Raw genomic sequence first — 19,208 nt, 5'->3', positions numbered from 1 at the left:
TGTTGTTATTTATTAATAATCTTCTTACCGTTCACTATCAGGATTCTGCCTTTTGGGACAGAAGTATTTGAAGAAACCTTCACACCTGTGACTGTATAGACATTTGGTTCTGCTGCCATGCCTGCTTCCACAGCGTCTATTGCTGTGGACAGTTTCATGCGCAGCACACCGTCGGTGGTGAGTGTCGATGTGTCCCACTCCCAGCCGTCTTTCGGTGTGGCAGGGAGGAATGTCGGCGTGCCGGTAATGCTTGCTGTCCCATTGATAGTCAAAATCTTGAACTCGGCATTGTCAGGCACAGTGCCTCTGGTCAGTGCAGTCACGTCGATAAGCGGACTGTTAAGTTTCAGTGTGCCGTTGATTATTGTCGAACCGTTTGAATAGGTTATTCCACTAACATTCCAAGTGCCGTTGCCAAGAATACCTTCACCGGCCAGATTGCCGACTTTGTGCGTATAGCTCTGTGCTGTACCGGAACCGGCTTTCACACTCACCACTTCTGCTCCTTTGTCTATTCTGAGTGTGGCTTTTGAGAGATCCATCGCCTGAACAAAGCGGCAGTTGGTCGTTGTGACCTGATAAGTGCCTTCAAATTGCGAGCAGTTTGTGTATACATCACCGCGCACATACGGGAAATCAATCTTGTATGTCCCCTCGCCAAGGAGCTTCCCTTTTATCGAGCAACGCTGTCCTGCATGGAAAGTCAGTGTCTTTCCCTTGTCGATTGTCACTGCATTCTGGAACTGTGGCATCTGACTTGTCGAGTTGTTGTTGAACACAGTGATGGCTGCATTCCCCGTCACATGAATTGGTGATGTTGACTTTCCGAATGTTGTGTTCCATGTTCCCATGGCGAGCGTTCCGGCTTGCAGTATTGTCTCTGTCCAAGAGTTTGCACCTGCGTAAGTGATGTTAAGCTGTCCTGCACCTGTTTTAAGCAATGAACCTTCGCCTGTGATTTTGCCTTTGAGTGAGGTAGTTCCCGAAGCAATGGAAATCGTTGCAGCACCGGTAAGAAGGATAGGATTCTCACATGAGGCGTTGCTGTTATTCACAGCGAGAGTTGCCTTACCTATTTCAAAGTTATAGTTCAACTCCTTAACAGTAAGTTTGCCTGATTCTAATATGGTTTTGCCTGAAATGCCTCCTGTCCCATTCAGAGTATAGTTCTTACTATTGTTCTTGAATACGGCATCAGCAGGCATCATTTCGTTAAGAATTATGGTTGTTTTCACAGCACTGTCATCAAAGATAACCTTGTCGCCTTCCACGAATGCCGTAGGCTGTCCATTGAGTGAGAAATTCTTTGCCTGATAGTCCCACACTGAACTTTCCGCGCCTGTCCAAAGCACACCGTCGGCAGCTCCACGCTGTCCTTCAACGGTAAGAGCAAGGACTGCAGGAGCATTCTCTCCTTCACCAACAACTAACTTGAAGCTGTATGACTTGCCCTTCAGTCCATTCACCTCCAACTTATTCAAGTCAATGTTGTCGCATCCTTCAACCAAAGCATAATTTCCTTCCGGTAGGTCGTCAGGAAGATTGAAAGCGATGCTTCCCTTCAGGTCAACTCCGTTCTTCAATATCAGGCGGTCTTTGCCCGGCATCAATTCTATGTAAAGTCTCTTCTTTTCAGGCACGACAACTTTCTTGCCTATTATCATTGCCTCCTCAGGCATCAAGCGGCAACCCTCATAATTGAGTGCGCCTTCGAGAATCACGTTATTGACAAAGGATGCGCCTGCCAAAGTGCCGCGAGCGCGAAGGTTGACATTGCCAAGGAAAGATGTTCCGCGGACTGTCCCTTCGGTGATATAGACATCTCCGGAATGAGACTGTGCCATTACAAGTATGCCCTGCTGTCCTTTCCAAATCTCTGTGCCGCTTCCTTCCTGAGCAGACGAGCCACTGTTAAGTGTCAATGTCTGCCCCTTGACCGGCATGGCATAAACCTTCTTCACACCATTGCGCGGAGTGACGGTAGCATTGCCGTCAGCAATACCGAACACATCTGTCTCGTCATCGCTTGTCATACATGGTGGAAGCTGTGGACGAGGCATGTCGTAGCCGAGATAGAATCCAGGATTAGGAGACTGATAGTAGCCGCGTGTCGTGCAGTCGCCACGATAATGCGGGTCTTGCTGCAAGCAATAGATGTTGTCGATGTCAGTCTTATAGTCTGTCGCAAAACCTACGATTCCTTCACAGACACCGTCGCGTTCACGGATAAGGACAAGTTCCTCGCGCCAGTCACCGATGATGTCGCCCCAATACTTGCCACGCTTTGCATTGCTTGTCTTTATCGTCCAGTTTGACTCTTTTGCCATTTCGATGAGTCTTCCATTCTTGTAATCGACAATCATTGCGTTGTAGCCACCACCGTCAGGAGAGTTGACATTCTCACGGTCAAGCTCTCCGTCCCACCATATTCCTTCAGTCGGGAAATAGCCTTTCTTTCCTTCTATCTTGTTCCCTTTGGCGTCATACATCTGATAATCATCCATTGTTGAGAACATTTCCCAGCCGATGTGGTCAGGGTCGAGGTCAATGCACTCGCCACGACCTACATCACCAACAGCAGGCAAATACCATTTCTTTATCGGTTCACCTGTTCCTGCATCGAAAAGAATCATGCCAAGCATGTCAGGAGCATTCTGCTGTATAGAGAAAGTCTCCAATCCCGGACGCTCAGGGTCAATGTCGCTGGTGCGGTGGCGGTCACCGTGGGAAATGCCTGTATTATATAATGTAGTGCCGTCATGGTCCATGACGTATGCTCCACTCGACATTTCATCCCGTCCGTCGCCGTCAGCATCAAAGATGCGAATCATGTGGAACTCAGCACCACCGACATTCTCCATAAAGAGCTGCTTCCATTCACCATTGACATACTGGAACGCACAGTTGCGGTACATGTGAACCTTGTCACTCGCACGACGCGACATCCATTCACCGACTATAGCCGGATGCACACCGTCAAGATACGCTATGCCCACATGCGCCTCATGCTTGTTATACTGTTCTCCCATCAGCGATGCTTTGTTTGTACGGTTATAGGCATCGTCATACATAAACTCCACACTTGCCTTCTCTGCGCCTGTCATGCCGTCAACCACGGTCATATATCGCGGAGGATTCTTGGTGCTTTGCGTATCATAATCAATTATACCGTCACCGTCAGAATCGGCAGTGTCCTTGCCAAAGAGATATTTCCCCCAAGTTCCGGTCTGTGAATCCCAAAAGCGAGTGCCGTCGGAAGTTTGCACAATCAATTCGCCATATCCGTCGCAGTCAATGTCATAGGCACACATGTTGTCATTCTGACCGTCACACGGCTTCTCGTTCACACCGAGGTCAACATTCCAAAGGAAAGTTCCATCGGCGAGATAGCCCTCCACATAATAATTCCGCGAGCCATCGACAGGGCAACGATCAACGACATAGTCATACTCTCCGTCACCGTTCAAGTCGCATGGCCACACAAATTTCGTCGTGTATTTCGTCTTGTCCAACGGCGATTTGTCATAACTAATCTCCATATAAATATTGCGGAGACCATTGTTCTTGAACAGGAAAGGCTTTGACTTCGCACTTTCCTTTCCATCAGCAACAAGACTCACCGCCACATAACTACCATAAGGCACTTTACCCAATGTGGTGGCATAGTTGGTGTTCGTCAGCGGTTCGGCATTCAGCAGCGTATATGCTCCCATCTCGCTCTGCGACACATAAACATTATACCTCGCATTCTCCGGTTCCTGCGCCAGTCGACGCCAGGAAATCTCAACTCCGGCAGAGCCATTACTTCTGCCATAAACAGCAACAACACCGCGCCCCAAGGGCTGCTGGATGCGCTGTGCCAATACGGATGTCGGCAGCATGAGCAAAGCTATGGCTACCGATGAAAATAATTTTGTCAGTCCTTTCATATAGTTAATTAGGTTTAGCTATTCTGTCACCTGCATAGGGCATTGCCTGCAGTGATTATCAAGTCATATATCACTTGACTTCAATAAAGAAACAGAAGGTAATCTTTCATGTATCAAAAGACCACCTTTTACATGACAAAGTGTCACTTTTCGTTACATGATAGGTGACACTTTGTTGTATAGGCATTTACCGCTCATAATCTACAAAGCGGAAACGCTGCTTATGTTTCTCGTCAATTTCGTGGTTCTCGCTCCACACTTCCTTCCAGCCGGCATAATCAGGGAAGAAGGCATCCGCATTCTCCGGAGTGTCAAAGACTTCTGTCAGGCACAGGCGGTCGGCAAAGGACAACGCCTGCTCATAGACTGATGAGCCGCCGATGATGTACACATCCTCATTCACACCACAGTTCTTCAATGCGGCATCAAGTGAAGGATAGACGTCACATCCCGGAAACATGGAGGCCATATCAGGATTACCTGACGGATTCTCGAAAGCACTTTTCGAAAGCACTACATTACGGCGGTTAGGCAATGCCCCTTTCGGCAACGACTCGAAAGTCTTTCGGCCCATGATTATTGTATGTCCGGTGGTCAGTTGCTTAAACCTTTTCTGGTCGTCAGGCAACCAGTAAATCAGTTTGTTACCATAACCTATCGCACGGTTTTCTGCCACAGCGGCAATAATGTTTATTCTCATATTTACAGTTCAAATAGTTAGTTTTTCCAAATGCAATCACAGCTTATCATTATGTAAAGACAAGCTGCGTATCGGCAGTTTTGGACATGTCCGACTGCGTCCTGTTTTCATTATCTTATGCAAAGGTAAACATAATTTCGCTAACTAACGAATAAAAAAGTTTAAATATTATGGATTATTTCATGGATTATTCGTACCTTTGTGAATTAATACACAACAATATAACTATTTATTCACATACTAAAAAACAACCATTATGCGACGAATCATTCTTTTATCCTTATTTATACTTGCCGCTGCCACCTGTATCCATGCAGCAAAATCATCAGGAACACCAAAAGCTGTCAAGCAGCCTGACGGCACTACTCTCATGGTACGCCTTCTCGGTGACGAGCATTTCTCATGGCATCAGACAATGGACGGAGTTGTCATCATGCAGCAAGACAAGGCGTTCTATGTTGCAGAAATCTGCGCTGACGGCTCATTGAAAAGCACGGGAGTGCTTGCACACAACCTCGACAGCAGGAAAGGACAGGAGCTGCAGTTGGCAAAAGCACAGGACAAGAGCCTCTTTTTCGCAAAAGGAGCAGAAGCTTCACAGGCAAGACGCAAAGCCATCGCAGGCTACCCAAGCAGCGATTTCTGCCCACACAGTGGCAAGATACGCATCCCTGTCATAATGGTTGAGTACACAGACGTGAAGTTCACATTCAGCGAGAGAAGCGTATGGGAAGATTATTTCAACGGCACGGAACGCTTTTCACCGACGCAGGAGAACAGATTCAAAGGTCACAGTTCTGTGGCACAATATTTCTCAGACGCAAGTTTTGGGGATTTCACTCCGGAATTCGATCTGTATGGCATCTACACTGTCTCCAAGCATCATGACTACTATGGCAACAACACAGGAAGAACAAGCACACTCATCACAGAGGTACTCAAACTTGCAGACAACGATATAGACTTCACGCAATATGATTCCAACAACGACGGCAGAGTGGATATGGTCTACATCCTGTATGCAGGAGCAGGAGCGAACCTCAGCGGAGACAATAGCGATGTCTGGCCTCAATGCTATTACAAAAGCAACTACCAGCATGATGGAAAAAGAATCCCCGTCGTCGGACTGTCCAACGAACTTGCCATAACTGCACAAAACAACCAAGGGACAGCCCTGCGAGCCGGCATCGGCGTGCTCTGCCATGAGATGAGCCATGGACTTGGACTGCCGGACCTTTACTACACACTATCCCTAACGCCAAAGGACGAACACGGATATGCAGACTACAACAACTGCGGTCCGGAGTATTGGGACTTGATGGACGGTGGAGAAAACATATTCAACGGCTTCTGGCCTGTGCAGTATGCAGCATGGGAAAGGGACATCATGGGTTGGATGAGCCTTGAAGAACTTGACAAACCGGCAGACATAACAATACATCCGCTTGACAATGATAATGACAATGGGAAGGCTTACCGCATAACAAACCCGGAGAATGCCAACGAATACTATGTCGTGGAGAATTTCGGGAAAAACACATGGAACGAGTATCAGGGACGAAGAAGCGGCACAGGTCTGATTATCACGCATGTCAATGACATCAGCAAGCAGGGCATGTCGCCAAACAACACATACAAACGCCCTAACCTCACCCTCATTCCTGCTGACGGATTCCTGTTTGGGATGTACTCTGTCAATGAGAAGATTTGGTATGAAGGCAAAGCACAGACTGGCACAAAGGAGATGTTCGAGAACGAACTGAAAGGCGACCCGTATCCGGGAAGCAAAAGCGTCACAACGGTGGAGGCGTACAAGAACTATGCCGGAGATGATATGGCGGCGAAGTTCCCTATCACAGACATCACCAATAATCCTGACGGCAGCATCAGTTTCCGCTTCATGGGCGGAGACCAAACCGGTATCAACAACATCAATAGCTATACAAATGCCGGCACATGCCCTAAGAAGATTATCAGAAACGGACGGCTGACAATAGGCGATTATAATATTGCCGGACAGAAAATAAAATAAACAGTGCTGCATAACAACACATCATTACACAATTCATCACACAATGAGAAAGTTTCTTAGCATACTCTTTTCTGTCGCCATATCTCTAACGGTATGTGCCGCAGACTATGACACTCTATGGAAAAAATACTGTGAGGCTGTCGAAAAGGACATGTACCGGGATGCACAGGAACAGCTGAAGAAAATAGAAAAGTTGGCAGAGAAAGACCCTGTCCTTGCCGCTGTCTACCATACTATCCGGAAAGATTATGACAAGGCTCTCAGCAATCCTGACCTGCTGGCTAAGGAGAAGTCCACACCATGGAAACGAATCATCAACAAAGGCGAGGACGACAGCCTGTGGAACTATGACCTCCTGAGCATCATCGGGCATCAGGCAAGGCGTTATGAGTTTCTGAGAAACTACTATGACAGCATCGGAAACACTAAGGCGGCATGCGTGGAACTGTACTTCCAGGTGCAGAACATCAACACTTTCGAGGACGATTTCTCACTGTCGACAAGGCGCAAACTGCTGAAAGACGGCATCGCAAAGTACAAGAATGTCGAGGAAGTGGCACTCCTCGAACAGGCTTACTATACAACAATGCTGCGCGATGAGGACATTTCCAACAAGTCACGCTATGAATTTCTTCAGGAAAAGATTGCGGAATATGCCGGCAACAGATACGCCAATTTCTTCAAAAACCGGCTTACGGAGCTGACACTCCCAAAGTTCGGGCTGAAACTTGACAAGCAACTCACACTCCAAAACATACGCAACATTGGCAAACTCACCATTGAGTTCCTGCCGATGAATTGTGACGGGAAACTTTCTTTAAGCACCAATCGCAAGGAGGATCTGCCGAAAATCCTCAGACTTGTCAATGGTTCGTCCGCTTGCACACTGTCACGCGACTATTCCTCCAACAAACCGTGGGAGGTTGTCAACGACACTGTCAGCCGTCCGCAATTGCCTGTAGGAATGTATCTTGTCAAGGTCTCTTCGGGCAAGATTACCGCTTATGAAGTGCTCTACAACTCAGACATAACCGTGCTTTCCCTTCCTATCGACCAAGAAAGGCTGCGTCTTGTCGCTGTTTCGACAACAACGGGCAAGGCTATCCCGTCATGCACCATTGTCCTTACCAAGGAACGGAGAAGCAAAACTGAGAAAACACTCTCTTTGGTGACTGACGCAAAAGGGGAAATTGTGTGCAAAGCTGCGTTCCAACCGAACCAAATTTATGCCTTCACCACCACCGACAAAGCGTTCCGGAAAAAGAGTTGCTCAAACTATTTCAGCCACTATGCCCACAAAGAGGATAAGGACATCCTCACAATCTTCACCGACAAGGCTGTCTACCGACCGGGACAGACAATAAAAGGCAGCATTGTGGCACATAACGCTTATGACACTGACTCTATCCATGTCATTGCAGGAAAGCAGGTTAACATCATCATCAACGATACTGACTACAAGGAAATACACACCGATTCCGTAATAACCGATGCGCATGGCAATGCCGGTTTCGAGTTCACCTTGCCAAAATCTGTTGAGAAAAACGGTCATTTCACCATCTCTGCAAAAACGCGCAACAGTGTCCACTCCTCTGCCACAGTCTTTGTCGAAGAGTACAAGCGCCCGACATTTGAGGTAAATGCCATTGACGACAAGTCACTTTATGCCAACCCTGACAGCATTTACCGCCACGGCGACAGCATCAGTGTGGCTTTTGAGGCTAAGACTTTCACGCAAATGCCGGTAGCCAACGCTGATGTGGAGTACACCATACAGCGCCGTACAGACTTCTATCGCTGGGGCAGGCAGCGCATTGTGGCAAACAATGTAAAGACTGTTACCGACAGTGACGGCAAGGTTGTCATCCCATTGCGCATTTCTCTCCCGGAGGAAGGTTGGGGAACTTACGTCTATGACATTACCGCAAAGGTCACTTCCAAGGACGGAGAATCACGCGAAGCAAGGACAAGTGTGCGCGCAAGTGTTGCCAAAAACGGCAAGATTATGCCTCTCTATGCTCCAAACAATAGCAGGGAGAAAGAAGAACTCGTCAAATTCAGCGTGAACAGTGAAGAATTTCCACATAACGGAAATGTCATTCTGACTGTCAGCGACAGTGCTTCCACAAAGCCATTATATGTCTATTACTCACTGTTTGCTGACAAGAAATGCCTCCGACACGACCGCTTCACTGTGAAAGGCACTTACTCCAAGCCATTCACTTACAAAAAGGAATACGGCGAAAACCTCACAATAAAATGCGTGGCAGTAAGGGACGGCGAGACTTATACTTACAGCCAAAGCATCAAACGCCCGCAGCCTGACCTCAAACTCACGCCGACTTGGACTACATTCCGCGACAGGACACAGCCGGGAGCAATGGAGACATGGAGCTTGCGCATAACAGGCGGAAAGGGCAAAAACACTCCTGCAGGCTCTGCTTCGCTGATTGCAACAATCTTCGACAAGAGCCTTGACCTTGTGGCAAAGCACTCTTGGGGCATTGGTGTCATAAGAAACTCTTTCAGCCTCTATAACCACTGGACTGCACACAACACAACATCCATGTGGTGCAACACGTCTGCAACATACAAAAGTCTGACAGAAAAGTATATCGATTACGGTTCCTTCAAACCGGAATTGCTCTACTATGCCGAGGAAGAAATGGCATTGATGCCAAACGCTGCAGGCGGAATACGCATCCGCGGTGCACGCCCTGTGATGTTTGCTGCTGCAAAACAAGCAGCAAACATACAATATGACACTGTCGAGGAAAAGGCTGTAGGAGCGTTTCTGGTCACGGAAAGCAGTGCCGAAGACGGCGGAATTGCTAGCACAGAGGACTTGGCAGAGGTCAAAGACACTGAAAATCTCTCCACACTCGTGCGCACTGACCTCGGCGAGACGGCATATTTCACACCGTCACTCGTGGCTGACAAGGACGGAAACATCACAATGTCGTTCCGCATGCCTGAGACAATGACCACTTGGAGATTCATGGGCTTTGTCCATGATGACAGGATGCGCTATGCATTCATTGACACCACATGCGTCGCACAGAAGTCAATCATCGTCAAGCCTAACATCCCTCGCTTCCTCCGCGAAGGCGACAAGAAGACCGCTGACCGACCTGTGTTCGCGGCAACCGTAAGCAACACCACCGACAAGGGCATCAATGCAAATGTCACAATGCAGCTCCTTGCTGCCGATACAGAGACAGTCCTTTGGGAGAAGAAGACCATTGTCACTGTCAAGGCGAAAGGTTCGGAGGCTGTCATGCTTGCAGCTCCTGCCGTAACACGCAATGACAGTGTGCTTGTCTACCGCATTGTGGCTGCCGATACCAATGGTGCAAGCGACGGTGAGCAGCAATTCATCCCTGTGCTCCCTGCCGTTGAGGAGACAATCTCCACCATTGCGTTCATGCAACGTGGCGACAGTGTGTTTACAACAGACATCAACGATCTGCTGATCAATGGCAGCACAGACCGCAAAATGACAGTGCGTTACACATCAAATGCCGAGCGTGTCGTGCTTGATGCTATCCCTCACATCACCAATCCGGAGCACAAGGACGCATTGTCCCTCGCCACCGCAGTGTATGTAGGTGCGATGTATCCTGCACAAACGCCTGACTCTCTCCTCACTTCTGTGACAAAAGAGCTTGCCGAAATGCAGCTTTCCGACGGCTCATGGTCATGGTGGAAAGGCATGTGTGGTTCGTCCTACATCACGGCAAGTGTCGCAAAATATTTTGCCCGCCTGCAATCAAAGTACATTGCAACAGCGGAGACTGACAAGATGCTCACGAAGGCTATGCCATTCCTCCTTGAAAGACTTGCAAAAGAGGTCAAAGACCTTAAGAAACTCAAGTCAACCAAGGGTGTGCATCCGTCCGAACTCGCCACTGAAATCCTGTACATCTGCGCCTTGCAGAAAGGCAATGGCAAGACTTTCGGCAGCACTGCAGAATCTGACATCAAGTATCTTGTCAATCTGTTGGAGAAAGTTCCTGCCGAGTTCACTATCTATGGCAAAGCCCAAAGTGCAGTGATTCTCTCACGCTACGGCAAGAAGAGCAAGGCAAAGGAGTTCATTGAGAGCATGCGACAGTATTCTATCTACACGCCGGAGGCAGGTCGCTACTACGACACTCGCAAGGCTTACTACTCTTGGCGCAACTACAAGATTCCTACCGAAGTGGCTGCCATAGAGGCTCTCCGCATCGTTTGCCCGGAGGATGTGCGCACCGTTGAGGAGATGCAGCAGTGGCTCTTGCACGAGAAGCGCACCCAGCAATGGGACAACTCCGCAAACACTGCCGACGCTGTATGGGCATTCATGAGCGGCAACAATGACATTGAGATGAACCGTGACATAACCTATAAGCTGACAATCGGCGGAAAAGAGGTGAAAGACGGTGACATCGTTGACATCCAACCGGGACAGACTGCCTTCTCTGCATCCAAGGATTCCAAAGGCACTGCATGGGGCGGACTGCTCGTTACACAGCGTGCGCCACTCTCATCTGTGAAGACACGCGGCACAGGCTTCTCTGTAAAGCGTGAGATTGTCAGCGACAAGAACCCTGCCTTAGGAGACAAAGTCATTGTGCGCATAATCATCAACGCCGACCGTGACTATGATTTCGTGAAGGTAACCGACAACCGTGCAGCATGCCTTGAACCGGTTCAGCAGCTCAGCGGCTACAATGCAGCAAAGACAGGTGGCACAGCGCGCGGCTCATGGAGCGGATACTACCGCGAGACAAAGGACAACATGACAAACTACTATTTCGATCGGATGGCGAAAGGCACACACATCATTGAGACAGAGTACTTTGTCGACCGCGAAGGCAGATACCGTCAGGGCACTTGCACCGTATCTTGCGCCTATGCACCGGAGTTCTCCGCCGTAGAAGCCCCTGCGGTTGTGGAAACCAAAGGTAGGACGGTAAAATAAGAATAACACAGCAATTTGAAAACAACAAAACAAGAAAGAACATTTAATGAAATTTGAAGAATTAGACCTCTCGTACAATATCCTTGATGCACTCTACGACATGAAGTTCGAGGAATGCACACCAATACAGGAAAAGACCATACCACACATACTCAACGGCGAGGATGTCCTCGGCATCGCACAGACAGGAACAGGCAAGACAGCAGCTTACCTCCTGCCGGTGCTCTCGCTCATCGACGACTATCCTAACGACTTTCCAAGCGACGCAATCAACTGCGTCATCATGTCGCCGACCAGAGAACTCGCACAGCAGATTGACCAGGCGATGCAGGGCTTCGGCTACTACCTTGACGGAATATCCTCAATCCCTGTCTACGGAGGTAACGACGGCAACCGCTTCGACCAGGAAGTGAAAGCCATGAAAGAGGGGGCAGGACTTCTCATAGCCACTCCGGGACGCCTCATCTCCCACCTCCAAATCGGCAATCTCGACCTCTCGCGCTGCTCATTCTTCATCCTCGACGAGGCTGACCGCATGCTTGACATGGGATTCTCCGAGGACATCATGAAGATAGCAAAGGAACTTCCGCCGACATGCCAGACAATAATGTTCTCGGCAACCATGCCTGAGAAAATCGAGGAACTTGCTAAGACAATCCTCAAAAACCCTGTGGAAGTGAAGATTGCAGTGTCAAAGCCTGCCGAGAAAATCCAACAGGCAGCTTACGTCTGCTACGAACCGCAGAAGCTGCGCATCATAGAAAGCATATTCCGCCAAGGCGACTTGCAGCGCGTAATCATCTTCTCCGGCAAAAAGACGAAGGTCAAGGACATTGCCACCAAACTCACACGCATGAAAATCAACTGTGGGGCGATGCACTCCGACCTTACACAGGCGGAGCGCGATGACATCATGTTCCGCTTCAAGGCAGGGCAGATTGATGTGCTTGTCGCCACGGACATCGTGTCACGAGGCATTGACATCGACGACATTCTCATGGTAATCAACTACGATGTGCCGCATGATGCTGAGGATTATGTCCACCGCATAGGCCGCACGGCACGTGCACAGAGGGACGGACGCGCCATCACTCTCGTCAGCGAGGGTGACATCTATTATTTCCAGATGATAGAGAAATTCCTTGAACGCGAGGTCACAAAACTCCCTATGCCTGACGGTCTTGACAACGGCCCTGAGTACAAAACCGCAAAGAAAGACTTCTCACGCCAAAGGCAGGGAGGAAAACGCAACGCTCGACCTTCACAACGCACAAAGACAAACAAGGCAAAACCACACAGGGAGGCTTCTCCTAAAAAGAAGCAAAGCCGTCCACGCCGCAAGCCTGCCAACAAGGGCAACGAAGAAAAGCCACAAGGCTAATCACTCGTAGGACACAGTAAAAACGGCAAGTAACTGTAGGCTTAATCAGCATACAGTATCAAGTGACACATTGAACGGTTACCTTTTGCACGGTAAAAGGTAACGCTTGACTTAATGAAAGGTAACACTTTGCATGACAAAGTGTTACCTTTCATTGTATCTATACTATTTTAACATTTCTTGTTTTATTAGTTTTACAAAACCGCTATTTTGATGACAATATGCAAACTACAGCAACCCATTTGTTTACATATTAACAAAACCACTGTTAGTGTCGTACATAATAATAATAAATCACTAACTTTGAAATGAGTTTCATTTGCGAGGACTCGCATATCAACACCCTATTTAACGTGAGTTCGACGAAATTACGATGATGTGTGGAGCAATAGCAAATGTTAAAATATTGGTGTCGTCCGCCAAACATATACAACACATTCATTCATCTGTTTCAGTTGTGACAAGCCACTATCCTCGCATACAGCAACAGGATTTCGCTGTAAAAGTGTGGCGGAGCCACATCTTATGCGAAACATTTCACATTAAAACGTGATTTCACAACAACTTGTGGAGTTTTAGCATACACCAATGACTTTCACATCTTTGGAGCAACGACCTGAAATGCAGAGCCTTCCAAAGCCGTGCCGCACCTGTGAAGAGTGAACATCTCCCCAAGGTCACGGACTATCTGCGTGCAGATTCTTATGCGGACTTCATCATGGCGCATGATCTCTATACGGTAGATGATGTACTGTCCATCGCTTTCGTTCGGCACAATGTCCGCCTTGCGCTGCCCACTCAGTCGGGCAAGATTCCGCAAAAGAATATCCATGAGGACGACAGGCGGAAGTTTCTGCCGGCTGTTTGCCATAGCCTGCTGCGCCAATATGCCGTAGACCGCACGGTAATAGCGTGTCACCTCGTCCAGTTCGCAATACGACAGGTCAGCATCCGCATCAAGAAGCAACTGGCGGATGCGGGAAGGATAGTACATTGTCTCATGCTTTATGGCAGAAAAGGAGTTAGCCATCACATTGTCAAGGACATGCAACCTATCACGCTCAAAAGACATCCTATCATTGCGTTCACGCAATTCGGCAAGCAGTTTCTCACGCTTTCTCCTTTCCCTGCGCATGGCATCCATGGCTGAACGTACATCCTTGATGACATATTTGTAGTACGCAAAATAGTAGACAGGCAGGAAAAGGAACAGCAGAATGACAAGAAGGACTATCGCCACATTGCGGTTGGTCTCTGTGACCTGCATGCGCCGGCAGTAGTCGGCAAGCGTGGTGTCGGCATAATATTCCTTGTACATCTGCGTGTAAATCCTGTTGTTGTACGCATATATGTCCCATTCATGCAGGGCAAGAGCAGACACAGCAATCTCATTGCGCAAGGACATCAGCAGCTGATAGTCAAAGGAAACGGAGTCATTCAGCCAGCGCATGTCTGCGGAAGATGCCATCTCACGGTCAAAGAACATCAGTGTGTCGCTGCGTTGTCCGCCTCCGGCAACATAATCCTCGTTGATTTCCTCTATGCAACGTTTCGCAAAGTCAAGTGCTTCGGAGTATCTGCCTTTCACATTGCACTCATAGACACTGTCAGCAAGGGAGACATAATCCTGTGCACCGGCACTGAAGGACAAGGCAAATGCCATAACCGCCATGGAAAGACGCTTCACGCCAACAGGCAGACGGAAGAAAAAGCGCGAGCCCCTGCCCTCTTCACTCTCCACACCTATCATGCAGTCGGCAAAAAGCGCATTGGTCTTCTTGTACTTTTCAATGATACCCTTACAGTTGATAAGTCCGAATCCATGGGACATGCCGGCAGTGTTCATGCCGCGTGTCACCTCGTCGGCAATCGGCTTCACATCAAAGACACGCTCTGTCTGCCGTTCCGTCATGCCGCAACCATTGTCCTCGACAGAGATTTCCACCATGCTACCATTTCGTTCCCGGCGCGCATAAACCTTTACAGAACCATCACGCGCTGTGAATTTCCTCGCATTGTCGCACAACGTGTTGAGCATAAAGAGTGTAAGACTCCTGTCCGCCTTCACCGTCTCGGCAGTGTCCTCCACCTCAAGCCTTATGCCTCGATGCGTATAGCTTGCAGCATTATTGCGTATGATGTCAAACAATGGCTGCAAAGGGAAGGACTCGATATGGAGGGACAGTTCGCCCTGTCTCAGTTTTATCCATGTGGTAAGGAAGTCATTCCGGCTGTTTATCTGCTCCACAAGCTCCACTATGTACTGCCTGCGCCCCTCACGCATCTCCTCCGACTCTGCCTTTCCGCAAAGCGATGATGTCTCGTGCAGCATCCGGTCTATGAGTGGTGTCATTGAGTTTATCAGGTGCATCTTGGCGCGATGCTCTGCATAGGTCTCCTGAAGCACGGAGAGTTCATGCTCTGCCATGGCACATTGCTCTTCGCACTCCTCCAATTTCTCTTCAAGATCCGCTATGCCCTGCCGGCTTTCTTCTTGCATTGACGACATTTTTGCCAAAGGTTTTCCGGCACGTGTCATGCGTCTGCGGCGCATGACGAGATAGAGAAGGAGGAACAAAAGCGCGGCAACGACACATATTATTATATATATAAGTATGTTGAGCCATTGCACTTGGCTGCCAAGCTGCTCGGCACGCGCCTCCAATTGCTTGTCCTGGCGCGTGTTCTCGTAAAGGTCAAGATATGTGTTGCGGTGTCGGTCGCTCTCCTGCTTCATGTCCATTGCCGAGAAAGCTATCGAGAACTGTTCGTGGATTGATGCCATGAGAGCAGGAGCCTGGGCTATTGCGGAATCACCTTTCACCGCCTGCTGCAAGGAGTAGACGGCACCGGGATAGTCGCCTACACGGATGTAGCAGCGTGACAAGGTACGCCATGCAGCCGCCTGTTGGTAGACATCACCATAGTCATTGAACAGCCGCAGCGCCTTGTCGGCAAGGGTTCCCGGCACGAAAGAGCCTTGTATGCTGTCAATGCCCATGTACCTTCGTGCCAAGCGTTCGTCAGGCATCTCCATGTCAGGGTTATCCATCATTTGCTCACTTAGCGCCTGCAAGACATTGGCACACCAATAAATGTAGCCGTTCTCACGAGAGATGATGTAGCAAAGCATCAGGCATTCCAGCTCTTGGTGGGCAATGTTTTCCTTTGTTCCATGGCGGAGGATGCCGCCGGAGCCGATATTGTAGAGAAAAGCGACGTACTGTGCAGTGTCACGGCGCAGCCCGACAAGACTGTCAACCTTTAGGTGCGACGCCACAGCTGCGTCTGTGTTTCCGACATAATAGTCATAGACTGAGGAGACAAGATACAGCTCACTCTCGCCGTACAACAGTCTTTCCTGCTCATGTTCCGACAGTGCCGGCTGTTCTGTCTTTATGCGTTTCAAGTGCTGCAACGCATTCTGGCGGTACTGGTAGTAGTCCTTATTTGCAGAGCAACGCTGGCAGATGCGCATCTGCTGGACAGAGGCAATGAGAAGTTCGATGCTGTTGTCCGTCGTCTGATGCACTTTTCTCAAAAGCGAGTCTGCAACAGCATACTGCATCTTGCCTATATGATGGAAAGCCAAGTTGTTCAAAGCCTCAGCCCTTTGGTCTGCGGAAGCAGCAGGAAGCGTCAGGACACTGTCAGAATACTGCTTTGTCTTTTCAAGGGAACGGTAGTGCTGCGAGTAGGCTATCCTGTTCAGACGCTGTGCCTCTGGGTCATCATCCGAACAGGAGTAAAAAGAAAGCAGACTTCCCATCATCGTTATGATGATAGAAAGTCTGCCTGTTATGTTACTTATAAATGACAACTTATTTTCCTCAATTATCATTTATGGCTGTCCTTGGAGACACACTGTGATGCGTCATTGGATAGTCTCCTGTCTGTGAACAGCCGTGTATCGGGTTCTTACTTCTTGCAGTAGCTGAGAGCCTCTTTGCACTTGTCAGTGATGTACTGCCAGTCGCCTGCCGCAACCTTGTCCTTAGGGAAGAGCTTGGAGCCCATGCCTACGCAGAACACGCCTGCTGCAAACCACTTCTCAAGGTTCTCCTTCTCAGGAGCAACACCGCCTGTGACCATAATCTTTGACCAAGGCATTGGAGCCATGAGGCCTTTGATGAGGTTTGTGCCGACAACATCGCCAGGGAACACCTTTGTGAAGTCGCATCCGACTTCCTGAGCCTTGCCGATTTCGGATGGTGTGAGACATCCCGGACAGTATGTCACGCAACGGCGGTTGCAGACAACAGCAACGTCAGGGTTGAAGAGCGGACCTACAACGAAGTTTGCACCAAGCTGGAGGTAAAGAGCTGCCGTAGGAGCGTCAACTACAGAACCGATGCCGAGAGCGAGTTCAGGGCACTCTGTGTTAGCCCACTTTGAAAGTTCACCGAACACCTCGTGAGCGAAGTCGCCACGGTTAGTGAACTCGAAAGCGCGTACGCCACCTTCGTAGCAAGCCTTGATTACATTCTTACAAACCTCAACGTCCTTGTTATAGAAAACAGGAACCATAGGTGCTGCAGCGATTTTCGCCATCACCTGAAACTTATCGAACTTTGCCATTACTTTATTTACTATTTTTTTATTTACCATTTACTACTGTTACTACTGCAAACTACTTGCGGAATTGTTGAGGTTTCTCTTTGAAGTATTAATGGAGCTAACTATTATTTTTAATAGCTCCACAGCCTCACCATATAAAGGTCTCATCTTTCGTTCAGGAATAAGTTCTGCATCAATGATGAGTTCTATCCAATATATGGTTTCGTCCAATTCTTCCTCAACAATCTTTAACTTGTTGACGAAGTCTTTATGCGACTTCGCCAAACAAGCAGCACGATAATTTGCACCAGGCGATGTGCCTGATCTGACAATCTGTTTTGCTATTGCGACTCCAGAATATGTTCTTGGCAGAGAATCAACCATTTTCAGAATGCGAAGGGCGAACCTCTTCATCCGTTCCTTCAATTCTGCCGTCGTCATATCCTTAAGTAATAGTAGTAAATTGTCAATTCCTAAATTGTCAACCAATTAGCGCTGTACGCGACCGTTAGCGTTACCACCTGCAAGAGCCTCTACCTCAGAAGCATTGACGAGGTTGTAGTCACCGTTGATAGTGTGCTTGAGAGCAGAAGCAGCAACAGCGAACTCAAGAGCCTCGCCCTGTGTCTCCTTAGTGAGAAGACCATGGATAAGACCACCGGAGAATGAGTCACCGCCACCTACGCGGTCAATGATTGGGTTGATTTCGTAACGCTTTGACTGATAGAACTCCTTGCCGTCATAGATGAGAGCCTTCCAGCCGTTGAAGGTTGCAGAGTAAGACTCGCGGAGAGTAGATACGACATACTTGAAGCCGAACTCTTCCTTCATCTGCTTGAAGATGCCCTCGTAGCCGGCAGCATTTGTCTCGCCACCCTCTACGTCTGCGTCAGGCTTGAAGCCGAGGCAGAGCTCTGCGTCTTCCTCATTGCCTATGCAGACATCAACGTACTGCATGAGAGGACGCATGATAGAGATAGCCTTCTCTGATGTCCAGAGCTTCTTGCGGAAGTTAAGGTCAACAGACACTGTCACACCGTGACGCTTGGCAGCCTCGCAAGCAAGCTTTGTCAGCTCGGCAGCCTTGTCAGAGATAGCAGGAGTGATGCCTGACCAGTGGAACCAGTCTGCACCTTCCATGATTGCATCGAAATCGAAATCCTCAGGATTTGCCTCTGCAATGGCAGAGTTTGCACGGTCATAAATAACCTTTGAAGGACGCATTGAAGCACCTGTCTCGCAATAGTAAAGACCTACACGATCACCGCCACGTGCAATGAACTCAGTGTTCACACCGTAACGGCGAAGAGAGTTGACAGCAATCTGACCGATTTCATGAGCAGGGAGCTTTGTCACAAGATAAGCATCGTGACCATAGTTGGCACAGCTTACTGCCACATTTGCCTCGCCACCACCAGGGATGATGCGGAAAATGTCTGTCTGAATGAAACGATCCTGTCCGTTAGGACTAAGGCGAAGCATAATCTCGCCGAGTGTCACCACTTTTGCCATAGTTTTGTTCTGATTTAAGTTATGTTTATAATGTTATAGATATATTTGTTATAAATTATGTCTCTCAATCCATACACTTGATTAAAATCATCTACAAAACTACACATAATTTTGCTAATAAAAGAAGAAAATAA

8 protein-coding genes and 1 pseudogene are annotated in these 19,208 nt (G+C 48.6%); 3 read left to right on the top strand and 6 right to left on the bottom strand.

The features are described 5' to 3' along the window. Nucleotides 1–5 precede the first annotated feature (5 nt). Nucleotides 6–3,929 carry a rhamnogalacturonan lyase family protein gene (locus HPS57_RS05815; RefSeq protein ID WP_172181108.1) on the bottom strand — a complete coding sequence of 1,308 codons (3,924 nt, stop codon included), beginning with the start codon at nt 3,927–3,929 and terminating at the stop codon, nt 6–8. Nucleotides 3,930–4,116: 187 nt separating this feature from the next. After that, entirely contained in the window at nt 4,117–4,629 is a 513-nt protein-coding gene (locus HPS57_RS05810; RefSeq protein ID WP_172181106.1) for a dihydrofolate reductase, read from the bottom strand. A 256-nt stretch (nt 4,630–4,885) separates the two neighbouring features. Between HPS57_RS05810 and HPS57_RS05805 the strand changes: the two genes are divergently transcribed. From HPS57_RS05805 to HPS57_RS05795, 3 genes and pseudogenes are all read left to right on the top strand, one after another. Continuing rightward, nucleotides 4,886–6,661: a M6 family metalloprotease domain-containing protein gene (locus tag HPS57_RS05805; protein ID WP_172181104.1), complete on the top strand. Its 1,776-nt coding sequence runs from the start codon at nt 4,886–4,888 to the stop codon at nt 6,659–6,661. A 43-nt stretch (nt 6,662–6,704) separates the two neighbouring features. Further along, nucleotides 6,705–11,624: an alpha-2-macroglobulin family protein gene (locus HPS57_RS05800; RefSeq protein ID WP_172181102.1), complete on the top strand. Its 4,920-nt coding sequence runs from the start codon at nt 6,705–6,707 to the stop codon at nt 11,622–11,624. Nucleotides 11,625–11,670: 46 nt separating this feature from the next. Beyond that, nucleotides 11,671–12,802, top strand: a pseudogene (locus tag HPS57_RS05795) (DEAD/DEAH box helicase); the annotation flags it as partial. A 798-nt stretch (nt 12,803–13,600) separates the two neighbouring features. Here the strand turns inward: HPS57_RS05795 and HPS57_RS05790 are convergent. The 4 genes from HPS57_RS05790 to HPS57_RS05775 form a co-directional block, all read right to left on the bottom strand. Next, on the bottom strand, nt 13,601–16,825 hold the full coding sequence (locus HPS57_RS05790; protein WP_172181098.1) for an ATP-binding protein: 3,225 nt from the start codon (nt 16,823–16,825) through the stop codon (nt 13,601–13,603). Between the two features lie 98 nt (nt 16,826–16,923). Next, entirely contained in the window at nt 16,924–17,583 is a 660-nt protein-coding gene (locus HPS57_RS05785) for a bifunctional 4-hydroxy-2-oxoglutarate aldolase/2-dehydro-3-deoxy-phosphogluconate aldolase (protein ID WP_135938876.1), read from the bottom strand. A gap of 42 nt (nt 17,584–17,625) precedes the next feature. Next, entirely contained in the window at nt 17,626–18,003 is a 378-nt protein-coding gene (locus HPS57_RS05780) for a four helix bundle protein (RefSeq protein WP_172181096.1), read from the bottom strand. A gap of 48 nt (nt 18,004–18,051) precedes the next feature. Next, nucleotides 18,052–19,074, bottom strand: coding sequence for a sugar kinase (locus tag HPS57_RS05775; RefSeq protein ID WP_135938875.1), 1,023 nt, complete (start codon nt 19,072–19,074; stop codon nt 18,052–18,054). Between the last annotated feature and the right edge of the window lie 134 nt (nt 19,075–19,208).

The organism is Palleniella intestinalis, assembly GCF_013166595.1.
GTDB lineage: Bacteria > Bacteroidota > Bacteroidia > Bacteroidales > Bacteroidaceae > Prevotella > Prevotella intestinalis.
This window is presented reverse-complemented; position numbering and strand designations above follow the sequence as displayed.